Here is a 19,603-nt window from a genome sequence, read left to right as displayed (position 1 = left end):
AAGTTGATCGACGTTCGATTCGGTCCGCAGGTGTGCGGAGACCTGACCGCCGGGGCGACCCGGGAGTGGCTGGTCACCGACGGCCTCGGCGGGTACGCCATGGGCACGGTGAGCGGGCTGCGCACCCGCCGCTACCACGGCCTGCTGGTGGTGGCCGGCGAGACGCCGGCGTCCCGACGGGTGGGACTGGTCAGCCTGGACCCGGCGGTGGTCCTCCCCTCGGGCGCCCGGGTGCGCCTGGGCGCGCACGAGTGGGCCTCGGGCGACGTCGACCCGTGCGGATTCGAGCTGCTGGAGCGGTTCGACCTGGTCGACGGCCTGCCCCGGTGGCGCTGGCGGATCGGCGACGTGGTGATCGAGCGGGAGCTGGCGATGACGCACGGCCGCCCGGCCGTGGCGGTGGTGCACCGGCTGGTCTCCGGCGGGCCGGTGCGGCTCGACCTGGCGGCGGTCTGCACCTGGCGGGACGCGCACGGCGAGCGCCGCGCCGACGGCCCGGCCCCGCGGGTGGAGCCGGTGCCCGGCGGGGCGGTGGTCGAGGGCGGGTTCCGGCTCACCGGGCCGGACTGGACCCCGGAGGGCCAGTGGTGGCTCGGCGCGCACCACCGCGAGGAGGCGGCGCGCGGCCTGCACCCCGACGAGGACCTCTGGTACGCCGGTCGCTTCTCCGGGGAGCTGGGCGGGCCGGGCGACACGGTGTCGGTGCTCGCCTGGGCCGGCGATCTGGAGCAGGAGCCGCCGCCGGCGACCGAGGTGGTGGCGGCGGCCCGGGCCCGCAACCGGCGGGTCGTGGCGGCGGCGAAGCCGGCCGACCCGGTCGAGGCGACGCTCGCGCTGGCCGCGGACGCCTTCGTGATCCGCACCGGCACCGGCCCGGACGTGGTGGCCGGCTACCCGTGGTTCGGCGCCTGGTCGCGGGACACGATGATCTCCTACGAGGGGCTGTTCCTCTGCACCAACCGCGCCGACGAGGGCCGCGAGCTGCTGCGGTCGTACGCGGCGACGCTGTCGGAGGGGATGCTCGCCAACACCGCCGACACCGGCCGGGTGGAGTACAACACCGTCGACGCGACACTGTGGTTCCTGCACTCGGTGAGCCGGCACGTCACCGTCACCGGCGACACCGACCTCGGCGACGAGCTGCTGCCCGCGCTGCGCGGGGTGGTCGACGCGCACCTGGCCGGCACCCGGTTCGGCATCGCCGTCGACCCGGCCGACGGGCTGCTCACCCAGGGCGGCACCCCGGGCACGGCGCTGACCTGGATGGACGCCCGGGTGTACGGGGTGCCGGTCACGCCGCGCACCGGCAAGCCGGTGGAGGTCAACGCGCTGTGGGTCAACGGGCTGGCCGGCCTCGCCGAGCTGACCGAGCTGGCCGGGCGGAACGCGACCGACCTGTGGCGGCTGCACGAGCGGGCCGTCGCCGCGTTCCGGGACCGGTTCCCCGCCCCGACGGGCTGGCTGCACGACGTGGTGGACGCGCCCGCGCCGGCGTACCCGCTGGGCGGGGCCGCGCACCACGACGACGACCTGCTCCGACCCAACCAGCTGCTGGCCTGGTCGCTGCCGTACGCCCCGGTGGAGCCGGACGAGCCCACGCTGCGCCGGATCGCCGCCGGGCTGCTCACCCCGCTCGGGCCGCGCAGCCTCTCCCCCGACTCGCCGGAGTTCGTCGGGCGGCACCGGGGCGGGCCGGCCGAGCGCGACGGCGCCTACCACCAGGGCACGGTGTGGCCCTGGCTGCTCGGCCCGTACACCGACGCCGCCCGACGGGCCAAGATGCCGGTCGGTGACCTGTTCGTGGGCATCGAGGCCCATCTGACCGAATACGGCCTGGGATCGGTGAGCGAGACGGCCGACGGCCTCGCGCCGCACGGCGCGACCGGCTGCCCGTTCCAGGCGTGGTCGGTCGCCGAGGTGCTGCGCGTGCGCCGCAACGGCCGGTAGCGCTTTACACGACCGCAACGGCGGCGTCTCCGCTGGTTAGCCCGCCGCCGGGAGGATGGGTCCCGATCCGGTCGCGACGTCCGACGGGCACCCGCCACGGTGCCGGTCCGCGCGCTCGGGGGACAACTCAAGGGGGCCCCATGTCACCTGACGCCGACGTGATCGACATCCACCCCGCCCGGCAGCAGCGGGTGCTGATGCTCTCCTGGGAGTACCCGCCGGTCCTGGTCGGCGGGCTGGGCCGACACGTGCACGCCCTGTCGGTGGCCCTGGCCGCCGCCGGGCACGAGGTCACCGTCGTCACCCGGCACGCCGACGGCGCGCCCCTGGAGGAGTACGCCGACGGCGTCCGGATCCTGCGGGCCGCCGAGGACCCGGTGACCTTCCCGCTGGCCACCTCCTCCCTGCTCGCCTGGACGATGGCGTTCAACCACACCCTGACCCGGGCCGCCCTGCGCGCCGCCGAGGCCGGCTCGTACGACGTGGTCCACGCCCACGACTGGCTCGTCGCGCACACCGCCGTCACGCTCGCCGAGCACCTGGACCTGCCGCTGGTCAGCACCATCCACGCCACCGAGGCCGGCCGGCACCAGGGCTGGCTGCCGGAGGAGATGAACCGCACCATCCACGGCGTCGAGCACTGGCTGGCCGCCGAGTCCGGCCGGGTGATCGCCTGCTCCGGCTACATGCGCGACCAGGTCGCCACGCTCTTCGACCTGCCGGCCGACCTGATCGACGTGGTACCCAACGGGGTCGACGACCGGGCCTGGCGGGCGCGGCCCCGGGCGGTCGCCTCGGCCCGCGCCCGGTTCGCCGGCGACGGCCCCCTCGTCGGGTACGCCGGCCGACTGGTCTACGAGAAGGGCGTGCAGCACCTGGTGCACGCCGTGCCGTACCTGCGCGACCGGCACCCCGGGCTGCGGGTGCTGATCGCGGGCGACGGCCCCTACCGCGCCGAACTGGAGGAGGAGGTCCGCCGGCTCGCGCTCGGCCAGACCGTACGCTTCGCCGGCTTCCTGGACTCGGCCCAGCTCCCGGCGGTGCTCGGCGCCACCGACGCGACGGTGGTGCCCAGCCTCTACGAGCCCTTCGGGATGGTGGCCCTGGAGGCGGCGGCGGCCGGCGCGCCCCTCGCGGTGGCCCGCACCGGCGGCCTCGCGGAGATCGTCGAGCCGGGCGTGACCGGCGTGACCTTCCCGCACAGCGACCCGGACGCCCTCGCCGGCGCGGTCGACCAGCTCGTCGGCGACGAGGTCTTCGCCCGGCGGGTGGCCCGGCGGGCCCGCACCATGGTCGGCCAGCGGTACGGCTGGGCCACCATCGCGGCCCGGACCGCCGGCACGTACGCGACCGCCCGCCGCGAGCACGCCCCGGCGCAGGCCCGGCGGGCCGCCGCCCGGCCCGGCGAGCCCCGACAGAAGATCACCATCCCCGAGGGGAACCTCCTCGCGGTCGGCGGCGCCGCCTGCTGAACCGGCCGGCACCGCACCGGACGGCGTGCCGCCCCGCCCCGCGTGGCACGCCGTCCGGTGGCCGACAGAACGGCCCCGCCCGCCCGTCGGCACGCGATACTTCCTGGTGTCCCGGCATCGACCGGCACCCCTCCCCGGCACCGCCCTCTGTGGACCGTCCGGGTGATGCCCCTGCGCCACGGCGGCGAACTACAGTGACGTAGTTTGGGCGCTCAAGATCCCTGGGGAGGGCGAGCCGACATGATGGGACCGTCCCACGCGCTGTCCGGCGCGGCGGTGTGGCTGACCGGGTCCTGGGCGCTGGACCACTTCGCCAACTACCACCAGACCCCGCTGGAACTCGCCGTCGGCACCGCGGTCTGCGCCGGCGGAGCGCTCTTCCCCGACCTCGACCTGTCCGGCAAGGTGACCCGCAACCAGGGCGGAGCCACCGTCGCCCGCACCTTCGGCGTGTTCTCGCTCTTCATCGCCGAGGTGATGGAGAAGATCTCGCTCGGCGTCTACTACGCGACCAAGCTCAGCAAGGACCCGCGCCGCAACAACGGCCACCGGACGCTGACCCACACCATCCCGTTCACGCTGCTGGTCGGCTGGGGCACCACCACGCTCTGCGCCGCGTACGGCAAGTGGGCGGTGATCGGCATCCTGTTCTTCATGTTCGGGCTGGCCCTGCGCGGGCTCTTCGACAAGTGGGCGGAGCGGGCCGGCTGGGTCATCGTGACCCTCGCGTCGGCCGCGGCGGCCTGGTTCACCTTCGCCAATCTGCCCGGCGACCGGGGCTACCCGCTGATCGGCATCGCCGTCGGGGTGGGCTGCTTCGTGCACATCCTCGGCGACATGATCACCCGGGCGGGGGTGCCGATCCTGTGGCCCATCCCCATCAAACGTCGGATGTGGACACCGATCGGCCTGCCGAACAAGATCGCCCTGCGGGCCGGCAGCAAGACCGAGGTGATCGTCGTCCGGGCCGTGCTGACGGCGGTCTCGGTGCTCGCGGCGCTCGGGCTGGTCGCCCCGTCGGTGTTGCAACGCTTCAACATCGAGGGCTGAGCGGCCCCCCGGCCGGTCAGGACAGCGCCTCGGCGGCCCAGCGCACCAGCAGGTCCAGCACCGGACGGCGGCCGGCCATCATCTCCGCCTCGTCCCGCGCGTCGTAGGTGCCGCTGATCGCGGTCCGGCCGAGCCGGCCGAGCATCATCGGCGCCAGCCAGAAGTACTTGGCCGCACCGGTGAGCCGGACGGCCCGGACGACCACGGCGGGCGCGACGGCGCCGCGCAGCCCCGCGACGTAGCGGTCGACCACCGTGGCGGCCACCTCGTCGAGCAGGGCGACGTCGACCAGCCCGTCGAGGAAGGTGTCGAGCACCAGATTCGCCGCGTCCTCGCCGAGCGGCCCCGGCCCGACGCCCGACCAGTCGAGCAGCACCGGGCCGCCGTCGGCGAACACCAGGTTCATCGGCCAGCAGTCGTGGTGGCAGAGCGTGCGGGGCAGCGCGTCGGTGGCCGCCAGCACCTCGTGCCGTCGCCGCCACAGCGCGCGCAGGGCGTCGCGCAGGGGGCGGGGCCAGGCGGCGACGGCGACCGGGTGCTCCCACGGCACCGGCGCGGCCACCGGCCGGGTGAGCGTGTAGTCGCGCAGCCAGTCCCGCGCCAGCCAGTCCGGCGTCCGGCCGCCCGGCAGCAGTTCCCGCGCCTCGGGATCGCCCAGCCAGCGGGCGTGCCCGCCGCCGAGCCGGGCGGCGACCTCGCCGAGGTCGGCGGGCGTGCAGGCGATGCCCGGCCGGCCGGTCGCCTCGGCCAGCCACAGCGCCACCGAGCCGTCCGGCCGGTCGTCGACCGCCAGCGGCGTCGGCGCGGCCAGCCCCGCGTCGGCGTACGCGGCGGTGGCCAGGCCGCTGCGGTACGCCTCCACCTCACGTCGCCAGTAGTTCCAGTGCCCTGGCTCGTCGCTGCCCGCCCAGTGCGCCGGGCCGGGGCGGCCGGGCGGGGTGACCAGCTTCAGCACGGCCGCCCGCCCGTCCCGGCGGGTCCGCCAGATGCCGCCGGTCACCCCGTTGAGCATGTTGTGGGTGAGGTGCTCGGCCGGCACGTCGGCGGGAATCAGGTCGGCCGGCGGACGGTCTGCGCCGGTCACGGTCAGGGCCGCTCGGCGTGGTCGGCCCGGCGCGCCGCCGGCACCGGGCCCTCGCAGCGGTCGGGCGACGGCGGGGCGGGCGCGGTGCCAGAGGGGCCGGTGCGGCGCCAGCGGGCGAGGAGCCGGAGCGCCGCCGGCGACCCGTGCACGACGGCGGCGTAGGCCACGACGGGGCAGAGCACCGCCGCCGCCGTGATCGGCCAGGCCAGCACCGCGTCGGCGGCGGCCGTTCCCGTGACCGCCGCGACGCCGCCGACGTACAGCCCGACGATCACCACGGCGACGGCGCAGGCCGCCAGCGTGCGGGCCCCCGGCCCGTGGCGGCTCGCGGCGGCGTCGCCGATCACGACGGCCGGTGCCACCGCCAGCGGCACGAGCGCGGCACCCAGCAGGGCGGCGACCAGCACCCAGAACGGCCCGGCCAACGGACTGCCCAAGGGGGCGCCGGTGACCAGCGCGTACGCGAACAGCGCCAGGTAGCAGACCACCGCCTCGACGACGAACACCAGCCAGGCGGTCACCGCCCCGGCGACGTGCCGGGCCACCGTGCCGATCATGGCACCTCCCCGTTGCCGGCGGGCTCCCCCGGCCCGCGTCGGCGAGCGGCGACGCGCCGCGCCCGCCGACGCTATCGGAACGACCGCCCGTCGTGGGTCCCCGCGCCGCGGCCCCGTACGACGCGGGGCACGTCGCCGACGGGCGGGAGCGACGTCACGCCCGGCGCCGGGTGGCCGGCGGTGCGCCGGCCCGGTTCGGGGGTCGCGGTCACCCCGCCGGCTCGAAGACGGCCCGCACGCAGCCGTCGAGCCGGTTCCGGAACAGGTGGTAGCCCTGCGGGGCGTCGGCGAGCGGCATGGTGTGGGTCGCGAGGTGTTCGGTGACGAGTTCGCCGCGGGCCATGCGTTCCAGCAGCATCGGAATGTAGCGCTGTCCGTGCTGCTGGGCGCCGCGCAGGGTGAGGCCCTTGTTCGTCACGGCACCGAGCGGGAACCTGTCGACCGGGCCGGCGTAGCCGCCGAGGAGGAACACGCTTCCGCCCTTGCGGCAGTGGTGGATCGCCTCGCGGGCGGCGACGGGACGGTCCGGTTCGCGGCGCAGCCGCTGCCTGACCTGGTCGTACAGGAACTGCGGGCCGCTGCTGCGGGTCTCCATGCCGACGGCCTCGATGCAGACGTCGGGTCCCCGTCCGCCGCTGCGTTCCCGCAGTTCACCGCCGACGTCCTGGGTATGGTAGTTCAGCGTCTCCACCCCGAGGTGGTCCCGTGCCATCCGCAGTCGCTGACCAGACACCGTCACCGACGTCGTGGGCGGGGCACCTAGACGCCGACCCGCTGGGGCGGGACCGTCAGCCCGTAGAGCGCCATCAACTCCGGGGTGTCGACCCGGCTGCCGTCGGCGACCGAGTCGCAGGAGATGTCGACGATCTGGTCCTTGTGGGCCAGCAGGTAGGGCCGGGCGCCGACGTCCGCGCTGGCCAGGGTGGCGATGCCGGGCCAGTGCCGGCGCCCGAACAGCATCGGGTAGCCGCGCAACCCGGCGTACGTGGCGCAGACCAGCACGTCGGGGTACGGCAGCGCAGTCACCCGGCGGACGGCGGCGGCGGTGAGGCCGGGCATGTCGACCGGCACCACCACGACCGCCTCGATCCCCTCGTCGTCGAGCGCGGCCAGGCCGGCCCGGATGGACGAGCCGACACCGGTTCCCCACGCCCGGTTGATCACCACCGTGGCCCGGCTCAGGTCGGCCGTCTCGCGGACCTGGTCGGCCGCCGCGCCCAGCACGACGACGATCCGCTCGCAGCCCGCCTCGGTCATCGTGTCGATCATCTGGTCCACCAGGGGCTTCTCCCCCTGGTGGAGCAGGGCCTCCGGGCCGCCGATGCGGCGCCCCCCGCCCGCGGCGATGATCATTCCTGCGATCCGGTTCAGCTGGGCCCCCTCCAACCATGGAGCGGACCGTGCCGCGAGGGCACGGCCCGCTCCGTCGTACGGACACCGGGAGCAACGAGGACCAGGCGGGCCGGGTAGCGGGGCGAAAGGGGAAAATAGTGCAACTGTTACCGATCGGCAACCCCGCCGAGTCGCCCGCCACGGACTGTGCGGCGGGTCAGGACGACGCCCTCGCGGCGGCAACCGCGACCGGCATCGGGTCACGGGGTGGACGCGGGAGCAGGCGGGCAAGGTCGCCGTGAGTCTCGGCGAGGAACCCGCCCGCCGTCGCGGAGTAGATCGACATGAGCATCGCCGGCTGGAAGGGCAACAGGCTCAGGCCCGCCAGCGCGGCACGACCCTCGCCCAGCGACACCGGACGGTAGGGCACCTCCAGCGCGGCGGCGAGACCGGCCGCCGTGAGCGCAACCGGCCCCGTCAGCTCGTACGTACGGTGGCGATGCGCGGCGGGGTCGGCGGCCACCCGCACGGCCGCGTCGGCCAGGTCCTGCCGGGCCACCGCCGCCAACGCGCCCGCGCCGAACGGGGCGGTCACCGCGCCGCCGACGGGCGCGGCCAACTGGCCGAACAGCTCCGCGTAGAGCCCGTTGCGCAGGATCGTCCAGCCCAGCCGGCTCTCCCGCAGGCGGCGCTCCGTCCACCGGTGTGCCAACGCGAACGCCAGGTGGTCGCCGGCCCCGACCAGGCTCGTGTAGACCACGTGTTCCACCCCGTGCCGCTCCGCCGCCGCGATCACCCGCTCGTGGCGGGCCATGACCACGTCGTCCTCGCCGTAGCCGGCGGAGACCAGCACCAGGACGCGTACGCCCGCGAGGTCCGGCCCCGCCGGGTCGTCGAAGTCCACGTGCCGCCCGGCGTCGGCGAAGCGGCCGGGGGTACGGGTGCCGGCGAGCGGGGCCAGGCCCCACTCGGCCAGCCCGGCGTGGATGAGGGAGCCCAGGTGCCCGGAGGCACCGGTGACCAGCAGCATGAGATGAGCCTTCCGCGTGGTACCGAATCGGAACTAACCTCATCGTCGGGAACCACGGAACCGGGCACAAGGAGGCACTTCCATGTCGGCAGGGCACACGGCGGTAACCGACGCGCTCGAACCCTGCGGGCTGCCCGAGCACCCGGACTGCGGAATCCGCGACGTGCTCGACCGCATCGGCGACAAGTGGACGGTGCTCGCGATCGTCGAACTCTCCTCCGGCGTCCGGCGATTCCGGGAGCTACAGCGGGGCATCCACGGCATCTCCCAACGGATGCTCACCCTGACCCTGCGCCGCCTGGAACGCGACGGCCTGGTGCTGCGCACCGCGTACCCGACCGTCCCGGTGACCGTGACCTACGAGCTGACCGCGCGCGGCCGGAGCCTGACCCACCTCGTCCGGCAGCTGGCCGACTGGTCGCTGGCGCACAAGGACGCGATCGCCGAGTCCCGTCGGGCGTGGGACGCCGCCAACCCCGGATCCGCCGTCTCCTGACCGGGCCCCGTCACGCGGCGTCCGCGTAGCAGCCGACGACGGACAGGTCCAGCGGGAAGCGGACCGGGGTGTCGCCGAAGAGCAGGGCGGCGGCCCGCTCGCCGGCCCGGGTGACCGCCTCGGCGACCGCCCCGGCCCGCTCCGCCGGACAGTGCACGATCACCTCGTCGTGTTGGAAGAAGACCAGCTCGGCGCGGGTGCCGGCGAGCTCGCCGCGCAGCGTCGCCAGCAGGGTCGAGGCCCACTCGGCGGCGGTGGCCTGGATGACGAAGTTGCGGGTGAACCGCCCCCGGGACCGGGCCGCCCGGGCGCGCGGCGACTGCGGGTCGCCGCCGCCGTCGGGATCGGCCTCCTCGCCGTCGCCGAACCCCGCCGTGCCGGGCGGGCAGGTGCGCCCCAGCCAGGAACGCACGAGCCCGCCGGCCTCGCCGGTGCGGGCGGCCGCCTCGACGTAGCCGAAGGCGGTCGGGTAGTTGCGGCGCAGCACCGCCAGCGCCGGCACCGCCGACCCGCCGGTCTGCCCGTACATGGCCCCGAGCAGGGCCACCTTGGCGCGGGCCCGGTCGCCGGCGAAGGCGTCCTGGGCGAGGGCGGCGTAGAGGTCGCCGGCGCCGCCGGCCGCGGCGAGCCGGGCGTCGCCCGAGACCGCGGCGAGCACCCTCGGCTCCAGCTGGCCCGCGTCGGCGACCACGAACCGCCAACCGGGGTCGGCGACCACCGCCCGCCGGATCACCTTGGGGATCTGCAACGCGCCACCACCACGGGTGGCCCACCGGCCCGAGACCACCCCGCCCGGGACGTACTCCGGCTGGAACCGCCCGTCGCGCACCCAGGCGTCGCGCCAGGCCCAGCCGTGCGCCGTCCAGATCCGGTAGAGCTCCTTGTATTCGAGGACCAGCGGCACCGCGGGGTGGTCCACCCCGCGCAGCACCCAGGCGCGGGTGTTGGGCAGCTCCACGCCGGCCCGGGCGAACGCCCGCAACAGCTCCGCCGGGGAGTCGACGTGCAGCTGGCGTACGCCGAACGCGTCAGCGATCCGGGCGGCCAGCTCGGCCAGCCGGCGGGGCGGGCCGCCGACCGGGGACGGCTCGCCGAGCAGCTCGGCGAGGATCTCGTCGTGCACCTCGGCCCGCCAGGGCAGCCCGGCGGCGCCCATCTCCACGGCGATCAGCGCGCCGGCCGACTCGGCGGCGACCAGCAGCCGGAACCGGCCGGGGTGCTCGGTCGCGGCGATCCGGGCGAGCTGGTCGGCGTACACCCGGGTCAACGCCTCGATGCCGGGGCCCGGCGGGCCGGGCAGGGCGTCGAAGAGCGCGCCCTGGCCGTGGCCCGGCGGCGCGGCCGGGCGCGGCGGCGGGTCGGCCGGCACCGGCGCACCGGTGAGCCGCGCCCACGCCGCGGCGAGCGCGCGGGGCTCGCCCCAGCGGCCGGCGTGCCCGAGCAGCAGGGCCTCGGTCAGCTCCACGTCGTGGCAGCGCTCCACCCGCACCCCGGCGCGCAGCAGCGCAGGGTAGACCGTGGCGCCGGACGCCCACACCCAGCGCGGGTGGGCGGCCCGCTCGCGCGCGGCCACCGCGGCGGCCAGGTCGGCCGCCGGCTCGACCGGGCCGACAGGAGCCCCGGCAGCGTCGAGGGGTTGCAGGGCTCCCCCGCCCCGCTCATCCGACACCACCGCCACCAGCACGAACGCGATTCTGCCTCGTTCCTACGACACTCCCCGCGACCCACCCCACCACCACAACGTCTACTGCTGTGACCGCACAGGTGAGCGGGGTTGGCTGCCGAAGCAGTTGGTGGACGCGGTTACGCTCCGCCGCATCGGTGAGCGGTAGAAGATGGTTACGACAGAAGTCAGGCAGATCCCGGCAGCTGCGATGAGTGACGGGCGGCTGCCGAGGTGAACAGCCGCGGAGCCGAGCGGGATCGCCAGAGCGATCGGCGCGAACATCACGGTGTTGGCCGTCGCGGCGACTCGCCCGAGCAACGCCGTCGGTGTGTGCGTCTGCACTGCGGTCACCGCTGCGACCAGGGTCCAGGGCAGGCCGATGCCGGCGACCACCGAGGCGGCAACCGTGACCGGCCACCAGGGCAGGCAGCGTGCCAGGCAGCCGGCTGCGAACAGCACCGTGCCGGCGATGCCGACAGCAACTGGGCCCCGACGGGCGATGAGTGGGCCGACGATCAGTCCGCCGAGGATGGACCCGGCGCCCTGGGCACCGGCCAGCACGCCGAGGAACGCAGGCGGCAGGCCAAGCACCCCGATGACGATCGCGTAGACGGCCGCGGTCGTGAAGCCGGACATGGCAATGGACACTGCGGCGAGTGCGACGGTGACGCGCACCACCGGTTGCCCGAACAGGATGGCGAGCCCTGCGCGGAGGCCGCGCGGCCGCTCCTGCGGACGGTCGGCTGGCGTACGGGTCAGTCGCACTCTCGCGTACAGGATGGCGACCAGGACGGGCACGGCCGCGCTGAGGACGGCCACCACGTGACCACCGTGCCATGCGTAGAGGCCCGCGCCGGCCAGTGGAGCCACGAGCTTCATGCCTTCCTGAGCACTCGAACGCCAGCCGTTGACATGGCCGAGTTCCGCAGGTGACAGCGATGACGGCAGCAGCGCGGTCTCGCCCGCGTCAATCACCACGTGGCCGAGCCCGTAGGCGCACAGGACGGCGAAGATCAGCCAGGTTTCGCCGGGTCCCCGCACCGCGAACAGACTCAGCAGGACGGCGGCCAACGTGAGGTTGACTGCGATGATCAGTGGTCGCGCCGGCGCCCGGTCGAAGAGACCTCCCAGCCACGGGCCAGCAAGTACCGGGGCATACACGCATAGCCCGGCGAGGGCCGCGAGGCTGCTGGAACCGGTGAGGTCAAGGAGCCAGATCCCGGCTACCAGGGACATGACGCTGCCACCGAAGCCCGACAGCAGCGATATCGCCACGAACAGTCCAGCATTGCGGCGCATGGGGCCTCCAAGGTTGAGCCGAGGTGACTCATCCTCATTACTTGAGCCTCAGCAAGGCAATGCCGCTGGCGGCTGTCAAGCTTTCGTTGACAGCCCCGCCTCCAGGCTCGCGGCGACCGCTCGAACGGGCCTCGGCAACCGTTGGCACCCCGCCTCGGCGAGGTCGGCGGCGACATGCGATGCCAGCGCGTAGAGCGAGCCCGGAGCGGCATCGAGCGCGGCCTCTGCCGTACTTCGTATGAGCGCCGCCCGCCGGAACCGGTTATCCCAACCTCGATCCACATCGATCCAGCGATGAAGATCCGCTATCGCGGTCCGCAACGCCGCGATCCGCGGCGAATAGTGAAGATCGAGGTTCTGCCGCCGGGACCACCGGGCTGCCGCCAGACGTTGGCGACGCTGCTCCGCAGCCTGCCGACTACCGAGTCCCAGCGCGGCAGCGATCTGCGCCCATGTCGCACCCTGGTAGCGGGCGCGGTCGATGAGCTCCAACTCCTGCTCGTCGAGTCGGCAACGGGCAGCTCGGATCTCGGCCAACTGACCCATCTCCGGTGTCACACGTCAACGCTACGTCGACGGTGGAAACGGGTCGATGCGGCGACAGCCGGCTCGGTAGCGTGGGCGGGTGCCACCACGGATCCCCCATCCCGACCCCGGAGTTCCGGACACCAGGGGGCCGCTGCGGTACCTGTGGTGGCTGGCCCGCTGCCAGCCGTGGCGGGTGCTGCGGGGCGCACTGCTCGGCACGGCCTGGATGACCGGGCTGTCGGTCCGGCCCTACCTGATCTCCCGGGCCGTGGACGACGGGCTGCGTCCCGGCGACACCCGGTCCCTGACCCTGTGGGTGGCCACGATCGTCGTCGCCGGCGCGGCGGTGGCCTACCTGGGCATCATGCGGCACCGCACGATGACCTTCATCCGGGAGGACGCGAAGGCCCGGTCGTCCGCCGTGGTGCTGCGCCACCTGTCCCGGGTCGGCGCGGTGCTGCCCCGGCGCAGCGCGGCGGGCGAGGTGGCCACGGTGGGCGGCGCCGACGTCGACCGGGCCGCGCAGGTGCTGACGATCACCGGGCCCGGCGTCGGCGCGGTGGTCGCGTACGTGGTCGTCGCCGTCGTGCTCTGGTCGATCTCACCCCTGCTCGCGCTCTGCGTGCTGGTGGGCGTGCCGGCGGTCGGCCTGGTCGTCGCGCCCCTGCTGCGCCGCCTGGACCGGGTGGAGTCGACCTACCGGCAGCAGCAGGGCGAGCTGACCGCCCGCTCCGGCGACATCGTGGCCGGGCTGCGGGTGCTCGCCGGGGTGGGCGGCCGGGGCCTGTTCGCCCGCCGGTACGCCGCCCGGTCCCGGGACCTGCTCGCCGAGGGCTACCGGGTGGGGGCCGTGAACAGCTGGATCGACGCGGCCACGGTCGCCATCCCCGGGCTGTTCCTCGCCGCGGTGGTGTGGCTGGCGGCCCGGATGGCGGTGACCGGCGAGATCAGCGTCGGGGAGCTGGTCGCCGTCTACGGCTACGTCGCCACGCTCATCGTGCCGGTCTGGTTCCTGCTCGAGGGCAGCCACCAGCTGATCCGGGGGCGGGTCGCCGCCCGTCGGATCATCGCCCTGCTCGCCGTGACGCCGGATGGTGTCGGTGGCCCCCGCCCCCTGCCGTCCTCCCCCGGCGCGGCACCGGTTCCCGACGCCCGGCGGCCGACGCGGGCCGCCGCCCCGGACGGCCCCGCCGACCTGCACGACCCGGCGAGCGGGTTGACCGTGCCCGCCGGCCGGCTCACCGCGGTCGCCGCCACCGACCCGGCCGACGCCGTCGCGCTGGCCGACCGGCTCGGCCGGTACGTCGTCGGCGACGTGACCTGGGGCGGGGCACCGCTGACCGGCGTCGGGCTCGACGAGGTGCGGGCCCGCGTCCTGCTCGCCGACCACGACGCGTACCTGTTCGCCGGAACGCTGCGGGAGACGCTGCGCGGGGCCCGCCCCGACGCCGACGACGAGCGGATCGGCGCCGCCCTGCACACCGCGTCGGCCGAGGACGTGGTCGACGCGCTGCCGCAGGGGCTCGACACCCCGCTGCACACCCGGGCCCGTTCCCTCTCCGGCGGCCAGCGGCAACGGGTGCGGCTGGCCCGGGCACTGCTCGCCGACCCGGAGGTGCTGATCCTCGTCGAGCCGACCTCGGCGGTGGACGCGCACACCGAGGCCCGCATCGCCGCGCGGCTGCGGGAGGCCAGGGCCGGCCGCACCACCGTCGTGTTCACCACCTCGCCGCTGCTGCTCGGGCGGGCCGACCGGGTCGCGCACCTGGACGCGGGGCGGGTCGTCGGCGCCGGCGGGCACGCCGACCTGATGGACGCGGACGCGGGCTACCGGCGGCTGGTGGCGCGCGACGACGCCGACGCCGAGCGGGTGCCGCGGTGACCGGGCTGCCGGTCGCCGACCGGGCCGCCGTACGCCGCGCGACGCGGGAGCTGATCAGCCGGGACCGGCGCGCCGTCGCAGCCGTGCTGGCGCTGCACGTCGCCGCCGCGGTCGCGGGGCTCGCCCCGCCGTGGCTGCTCGGCACCGTCGTCGACCGGGTCTCCGCCGGGACGGGCGTCGGCACCGTCGACCGGCTCGCGCTGGCGATCGTGGGCTGCGTGCTGGTGCAGACGCTGCTGTCGCGCTACGCGCAGTACGCCGGCCATCGCTTCGGCGAGCGGGCCGTGGCCCGGCTGCGCGAGGAGTTCGTCGAACGGACGCTGAACCTCCCCGTCGCCGTCGTCGAACGGGCCGGGTCCGGGGAGCTGGCCACCCGCAGCTCGGTCGACGTGGCCACCGTCGGCATCACGGTCCGGGACGTGGTGCCCACGATCGTCATCGCCTCGGTGCAGCTGACGCTGCTGTTCGGGGCGGTCTTCCTGCTGCACCCGGTGCTCGGGGTGGCCGCGCTGGCCGGGCTGCCGACGATCGTGGGGGTGACCCGCTGGTACCTGCGGCGGGCCAGCCCCGCCTACCTGGCCGAGGGGGCGGCCGCCGCCGAGCTGACCGAGACGCTGACCAGCACCGCCGAGGGCGCCCGTACGGTCGAGGCGTTCCGCCTCGGCGACGAGCGGGTCGGGCACGGCAACGCGCGCATCGCCCGGGTGTGGTCGGCCCGGCGGGCCACCCTCGCGCTGCGCTCCGTCTTCTTCACCACGATGGAGGCCAGCTACCCGCTGCCCGTCGCGGCGGTGCTGCTGGCCGGTGGCTTCCTGCTCACCCGGGGCGAGGTGTCGCTCGGCGCGGTGGTCGCCGCGGCGCTCTACCTGCAACAGGCGATCGACCCGCTGGACCGGATCCTGCAGTGGACGGAGCAGGCGCAGCGCGGCTTCGCCTCGTTCGCCCGGGTGCTCGGCGTCGGCGAGGTGCCACCGGAGTCGCCCGGCCGGGCCGCCGCGCCGGCCGGCGAACAGCTGGTCGTGCGCGGCGCCCGGTTCGGGTACGCGGACGGGCCGGACGTGCTGCGCGGCATCGACCTGACGGTGCGCCCCGGCGAGCGGCTGGCGGTCGTCGGGCCGTCGGGGGCCGGGAAGTCCACCCTGGCCCGGCTGCTCGCCGGCATCGACCCGCCCCGGGAGGGGCAGGTCAGCGTCGGCGGCTGCCCTGTCACCGACCTGGACCCGGCCGAGCGGCGGCGACGCATCGCACTGGTCACCCAGGAGCACCACGTCTTCATCGGTACGCTGCGCGACAATCTCGCCTTCGCCGCCCCGGACGCCACCGACGACCGGATGCGCGCGGTGCTGGCCACCGTCGGCGCCGACTGGTACGCCCGGCTGCCCGACGGCCTCGACACCGGCCTCGGCGACGGGGCACACCAACTCGGCGCGGCCGAGGCCCAGCAGCTCGCCCTGGCCCGGCTGGTGCTCGCCGACCCGCACACGCTGATCCTCGACGAGGCGACCGCCGCCCTCGACCCGACCACCGCGCGCCACACCGAGCAGGCCCTGGCCGCCCTGCTCGCCGGGCGCACCGTGATCGCGATCGCGCACCGGCTGAACACCGCGCACGACGCCGACCGGGTGGCGGTGCTGGAGGGTGGCCGGATCACCGAGCTCGGCAGCCACGACGAGTTGATCCGCGCCGACGGCCCGTACGCCGCTCTCTGGCGCTCCTGGCATCCCTGACGTCGCGCGGGCGGGCCGGGCGGTCGACGTCGGCGGGCACCGCGTCGACCCGCCCGGGTCACGTCACTTCACGGCGCCGGAGGTGAGGCCGGACTGGATCTGGCGCTGGAAGATCGCGTAGACGACGATCATGGGGAGGATGGCGATGGTCAGGGCGGCGAACAGGCCCGACCAGTCGGCCTCGTAGCCGGCGTTGACCGAGATGTCGGCGATGCCCTGGGTGAGCACCCACTTGTCCTTGGCGTTGGAGAGCAGCACGAGCGGCAACTGGTACTGCGCCCACTGGCCGATGATGTTGAAGATCCCCACGCTGATCAGGCCCGGCTTCGCCATCGGCAGCATCACCTGGAAGAAGAGCCGGGTGTGCGAACAGCCGTCGATCATCCCCGCCTCGGCGACCGACGCCGGCAGCGTCTTGAAGAACGCGGCCAGGAAGAAGACCGTGAACGGCAGCGAGTAGGCGATGTAGACCAGCACCAGCCCGGTGTGGGTGTCCAGCAGCCCCAGGTTCTTCACCACGAAGAAGAGCGGCACCAGGGCGAGGAAGACCGGGAAGGCCAGCCCCGAGACGAACAGGTAGTAGACCGCCCGGTTGCCCCAGAACTTGTAACGGGCCAGCACGTACGCGGCCATCGAGCCGAACAGCATGGTGCCGAAGGTGCTGCACGCCACCACGATCACGCTGTTCAGGAAGTAGCGGCCGACGTTCGCCTTGTTCCACGCGCGGGCGTAGTTCTCGAACCGCAGCTCCGCCGGAAGCGTCCACGGGCTGCTGAAGATCTCCGTGGTGTTCTTGAACGAGGCGAGGAAGGTCCAGAGGATCGGCACGATCACGATCACCGCCCAGACCGCGAGCGCCACGTGCCCGAGGCCGGCGAACAGCCGGGCCTCCGAGCGTCGGCCCGCGCGCCCGCGCCCACCCGCGGTGCCCGGCTTGACGGTCTTCGGCGGTAGCGCCGCCGGCGTCGGCGGCAGCGTCGTCTGCGGGTTCATCAGTACTCCACGCTTTCCCGCTTGGTCAGCCGCAGCGTCAACGCCGCGAACGTGATGGTGAGGAAGAACAGCGCCACCCCCATGGCCGAGGCGTAGCCGTACTTCGAGTAGACGAAGGCGTTGCGGTAGATCTCCATGGCCAGCACGGTGGTCGCGCCGTCCGGGCCGCCGCCGTCCACCGACAGCACGGAGACGATGGCGAACGCGTCGAACGCGGCGATGCCCAGGTAGACCCACGCGACCTGGAGGGTGTCCCAGAGCAGCGGCAGGGTGACCCGGAAGAAGAGCGTCACCCGGCTCGCCCCGTCGATCTCGGCGGCCTCGTAGATCTCGCCGGGGATGGAGGCCATGCCCGCCGAGAAGAGCACCACGTAGAAGCCGACCGCCTGCCAGACCAGCACCGCGAGGATCGACCAGAGGGCCAGGTTCGGCCGGACCAGGAAGAGCACCGGGTCGAGGCCGAGCTTCATCAGCACGCCGTTGATCAGGCCGGACTCGTTGGGCCGGTAGACCGTCTGGAACAGCACCGCGATGATGGCCACCGCCAGGACCTGGGGGAAGAAGAACACCACCCGGTAGAACTTCGACCCCCAGACCCCCTGGCGCTGCCCGCCGCTGCTCCTGCCGCCCACGTTGAGCAGGAACGAGAAGAACAGCGCGATGGCGATGGTGATCAGCGGCAGGGCAAGCAGCAGTACGCCGTGGTGCTGGACCGCCTTCCAGAAGTTGTCGTCGTCGAACAACCTCCGGAAGTTGTCGAAGCCCACCCACTGCGGGGCGGAGAGCCCCCGCCAGTTGGTCATCGAGATCTGGAACGCCTGCGCGTACGGCGCGATGACGAAGACCACGTACAGCGTGACCGGGACGAAGAGGAACCCGATCACGAACGGATACTTGCCGTGCCGCATGACCCCTACGCTCCGATCGATCAGCGCGTGAACTTGGTGACGGAGCTGTCTTTCTTGATCGCGTCGGCGCGCTTCTGGATCCGCTCCACGAAGGCGTCCGCCTTGATCCGGCCGAACATCAGCTCGTTGGTGGCCGTCCGCGCCTCCGTGTCGAGCTCCTTGTACCAGCCGTCGAAGTACAGGTTGAACACGTCCTGGCCGGCGGCCTTGAGCGCGGTCTGCGAGCTGGCGACACCCGGCGGGAAGGCGAAGCCCTCCGAGCCTGCGGTCACCACCGTCGGGGCCTTGACCACCTCGGTGAAGCCCTTCGCGCCGGCCACCGAGAGCATCTGGCGCATGTACTCCAGGCCACCCTTGGGGTTCTTGCTCTTGGCCGAGACGAAGTAGCCCTCGCCGGCGGTGGCCCGCAGCGCCGTCGCCGGCAGCTTGTCCGACGCGGACAGGCTCGGCACCGGCATCAACTGGTACTCGAAGCCGGACGGGGTGTCCTTCTTCTGCTCGCCCTCCAGCCAGTCGCCGCTGGGGTAGAACGCCAGCTTGTACTGGTTCTGCCGCAGCTGCACGTCGGTGTGCTTGAGCCCCTCGAAGCTCTTGTCGACGTACTTGGCGCCGATCTCGGCCCACGCCTCGGCGGCCTGCCTGACCGCGTCCTGCTGCCAGGCGCCGTCCTCCAGGTTGTCGATGTTCTTCAGCACGTCGGTGCCGCCGATCTTCGCCGCGTGGGTGAGGATCACGTTCCACTGGTAGTAGGCCGCGTTCGCGCCGGCGTAGCCGTACGGCGTGATGCCCTTTGCCTTGATCTTGTCGAGCAGCGCGGTGAACTCGCCCCAGTTCTTCGCCGGGGCCCAGCCGTTGTCCTTGAACAGCTTGCCGGAGTACCAGATGCCGAAGACGGTGGAGACGTAGTACAGGACGTACGGCTTGCCGTTGAACGACCCGGCCTCGACGGTGCCCGGCACCACGGTGTCGCGGACCTTCTTGTTGGGGTCGTCGACCGACGGGGCGTCCCACAGCTCGGTGAGGTCCATCAACTGGCCGTCGGCGACCAGGGCGCCGAAGTCCATCAGCTTCTCGCCGGAGTTGTTCACGAACTCCGGCGGGTTGCCGGAGGCGAACCGCGGCTGGAGCACCGTGGACACGGCCTGGGTGGACTGGTGCTTGACCTCGGCCTTCGGGAACGCCTTCTTGTAGAGCGGCTGGTGCACGTCGGTGGCGTACTTCTCGCCGTAGCCGCCGTTGAAGATGACCACCTCGATCGGGGCGTCCTCGGGGACGCCGAGCGGATTGGTGGCGCTCTTGGTGCCGCCGGCGACCTGCTCGTTCTTCTCGTCACCACCGCTGGTCGCGCAGGCGCTCAGCAGGCCGGCCGCCGGGGTGGCGAGCAGGCCCACCGCCGCGGCCCGGCGCAGCACGGTCCGGCGGCTCAGGTCGGCCGGGTGGTCGGGGGTAGTTGACATCGTCGTCTCTCCTTGTGGTGTTCGGGTCAGGTGGTCCGCCGGAGGCGCCCGGCGTACCGCGACTCGAGGGCGTGGTGGTGCTCGTCCCCACCGGGGACGTTGGCGGAGAGGTAGACAGGGGGTACCTCACCGGCCTGGTGGAACCGTCGTACGACCTCGGCGTACCCCCGCGCGC

General features: G+C 73.9%; 17 protein-coding genes and 1 pseudogene. 6 read left to right on the top strand and 12 right to left on the bottom strand.

Annotated features, from left to right (window positions below; translation table 11 throughout):
* The first annotated feature begins 3 nt into the window (after positions 1 to 3).
* From ACFY23_RS10550 to ACFY23_RS10540, 3 genes are all read left to right on the top strand, one after another.
* Positions 4 to 1,947, top strand: coding sequence for an amylo-alpha-1,6-glucosidase (locus tag ACFY23_RS10550; protein ID WP_350819571.1), 1,944 nt, complete (start codon positions 4 to 6; stop codon positions 1,945 to 1,947).
* A gap of 140 nt (positions 1,948 to 2,087) precedes the next feature.
* Positions 2,088 to 3,419 carry a glycosyltransferase family 4 protein gene (locus ACFY23_RS10545; protein WP_350819572.1) on the top strand — a complete coding sequence of 444 codons (1,332 nt, stop codon included), beginning with the start codon at positions 2,088 to 2,090 and terminating at the stop codon, positions 3,417 to 3,419.
* 240 nt (positions 3,420 to 3,659) lie between these two features.
* The gene (locus tag ACFY23_RS10540; RefSeq protein WP_350819573.1) at positions 3,660 to 4,469 is read left to right on the top strand and encodes a metal-dependent hydrolase; all 810 of its coding nucleotides are present in this window, start codon (positions 3,660 to 3,662) and stop codon (positions 4,467 to 4,469) included.
* Between the two features lie 16 nt (positions 4,470 to 4,485).
* Here the strand turns inward: ACFY23_RS10540 and ACFY23_RS10535 are convergent, their stop codons facing one another.
* From ACFY23_RS10535 to ACFY23_RS10515, 5 genes are all read right to left on the bottom strand, one after another.
* On the bottom strand, positions 4,486 to 5,553 hold the full coding sequence (locus ACFY23_RS10535) for a phosphotransferase (RefSeq protein ID WP_350687312.1): 1,068 nt from the start codon (positions 5,551 to 5,553) through the stop codon (positions 4,486 to 4,488).
* Positions 5,554 to 5,555: 2 nt separating this feature from the next.
* Positions 5,556 to 6,110 (bottom strand): hypothetical protein, encoded by a 555-nt coding sequence (locus ACFY23_RS10530; protein ID WP_350819574.1) that lies wholly within the window; start codon positions 6,108 to 6,110, stop codon positions 5,556 to 5,558.
* 208 nt (positions 6,111 to 6,318) lie between these two features.
* Complete coding sequence (locus tag ACFY23_RS10525) at positions 6,319 to 6,822, bottom strand: hypothetical protein (RefSeq protein WP_387037516.1); 504 nt, start codon at positions 6,820 to 6,822, stop codon at positions 6,319 to 6,321.
* A gap of 47 nt (positions 6,823 to 6,869) precedes the next feature.
* Complete coding sequence (locus tag ACFY23_RS10520) at positions 6,870 to 7,463, bottom strand: nucleotidyltransferase family protein (protein WP_350819575.1); 594 nt, start codon at positions 7,461 to 7,463, stop codon at positions 6,870 to 6,872.
* A 196-nt stretch (positions 7,464 to 7,659) separates the two neighbouring features.
* The gene (locus ACFY23_RS10515; RefSeq protein ID WP_350686727.1) at positions 7,660 to 8,472 is read right to left on the bottom strand and encodes an NAD(P)H-binding protein; all 813 of its coding nucleotides are present in this window, start codon (positions 8,470 to 8,472) and stop codon (positions 7,660 to 7,662) included.
* 82 nt (positions 8,473 to 8,554) lie between these two features.
* On the opposite strand from ACFY23_RS10515, the gene ACFY23_RS10510 reads away from it, so the two are divergent.
* Entirely contained in the window at positions 8,555 to 8,968 is a 414-nt protein-coding gene (locus ACFY23_RS10510) for a helix-turn-helix domain-containing protein (protein ID WP_350686729.1), read from the top strand.
* A 10-nt stretch (positions 8,969 to 8,978) separates the two neighbouring features.
* On the opposite strand, the gene ACFY23_RS10505 is transcribed toward ACFY23_RS10510, so the two are convergent.
* The 3 genes from ACFY23_RS10505 to ACFY23_RS10495 all read right to left on the bottom strand — a co-directional run bounded on the left by ACFY23_RS10505 (position 8,979) and on the right by ACFY23_RS10495 (position 12,491).
* A complete protein-coding gene (locus ACFY23_RS10505) occupies positions 8,979 to 10,652 on the bottom strand; it encodes a bifunctional 3'-5' exonuclease/DNA polymerase (protein ID WP_387037512.1) in 1,674 nt (557 codons plus the stop codon).
* A 60-nt stretch (positions 10,653 to 10,712) separates the two neighbouring features.
* A complete protein-coding gene (locus ACFY23_RS10500) occupies positions 10,713 to 11,933 on the bottom strand; it encodes an MFS transporter (protein WP_350819577.1) in 1,221 nt (406 codons plus the stop codon).
* Between the two features lie 75 nt (positions 11,934 to 12,008).
* Complete coding sequence (locus tag ACFY23_RS10495) at positions 12,009 to 12,491, bottom strand: hypothetical protein (protein ID WP_350686732.1); 483 nt, start codon at positions 12,489 to 12,491, stop codon at positions 12,009 to 12,011.
* Between the two features lie 163 nt (positions 12,492 to 12,654).
* Between ACFY23_RS10495 and ACFY23_RS10490 the strand changes: the two genes are divergently transcribed.
* Both ACFY23_RS10490 and ACFY23_RS10485 read left to right on the top strand, forming a co-directional pair.
* Positions 12,655 to 14,343, top strand: a complete 1,689-nt coding sequence (locus tag ACFY23_RS10490; RefSeq protein WP_350819593.1) for an ABC transporter ATP-binding protein — start codon at positions 12,655 to 12,657, stop codon at positions 14,341 to 14,343.
* Positions 14,340 to 16,070, top strand: a complete 1,731-nt coding sequence (locus tag ACFY23_RS10485) for an ABC transporter ATP-binding protein (protein ID WP_350819578.1) — start codon at positions 14,340 to 14,342, stop codon at positions 16,068 to 16,070. Before ACFY23_RS10490 ends, ACFY23_RS10485 begins: the two co-directional genes overlap by 4 nt.
* Before the next feature lie 63 nt (positions 16,071 to 16,133).
* On the opposite strand, the gene ACFY23_RS10480 is transcribed toward ACFY23_RS10485, so the two are convergent.
* The 4 genes and pseudogenes from ACFY23_RS10480 to ACFY23_RS10465 form a co-directional block, all read right to left on the bottom strand.
* Positions 16,134 to 17,063 (bottom strand): carbohydrate ABC transporter permease, encoded by a 930-nt coding sequence (locus tag ACFY23_RS10480; RefSeq protein ID WP_350686642.1) that lies wholly within the window; start codon positions 17,061 to 17,063, stop codon positions 16,134 to 16,136.
* The gene (locus tag ACFY23_RS10475) at positions 17,063 to 17,971 is read right to left on the bottom strand and encodes a sugar ABC transporter permease (protein WP_350819580.1); all 909 of its coding nucleotides are present in this window, start codon (positions 17,969 to 17,971) and stop codon (positions 17,063 to 17,065) included. Before ACFY23_RS10475 ends, ACFY23_RS10480 begins: the two co-directional genes overlap by 1 nt.
* 20 nt (positions 17,972 to 17,991) lie before the next feature.
* Complete coding sequence (ngcE, locus tag ACFY23_RS10470) at positions 17,992 to 19,428, bottom strand: N-acetylglucosamine/diacetylchitobiose ABC transporter substrate-binding protein (protein ID WP_350686645.1); 1,437 nt, start codon at positions 19,426 to 19,428, stop codon at positions 17,992 to 17,994.
* Positions 19,429 to 19,454: 26 nt separating this feature from the next.
* Positions 19,455 to 19,589: pseudogene (locus tag ACFY23_RS10465) on the bottom strand (sugar isomerase); the annotation flags it as partial.
* Positions 19,590 to 19,603 lie beyond the last annotated feature (14 nt).

The organism is Micromonospora sp. NPDC000121, from assembly GCF_042899165.1.
Lineage (GTDB): Bacteria > Actinomycetota > Actinomycetes > Mycobacteriales > Micromonosporaceae > Micromonospora.
Note: the sequence above shows the minus strand (reverse complement) of the source record. Positions and strands in the feature narration are given on the sequence as shown.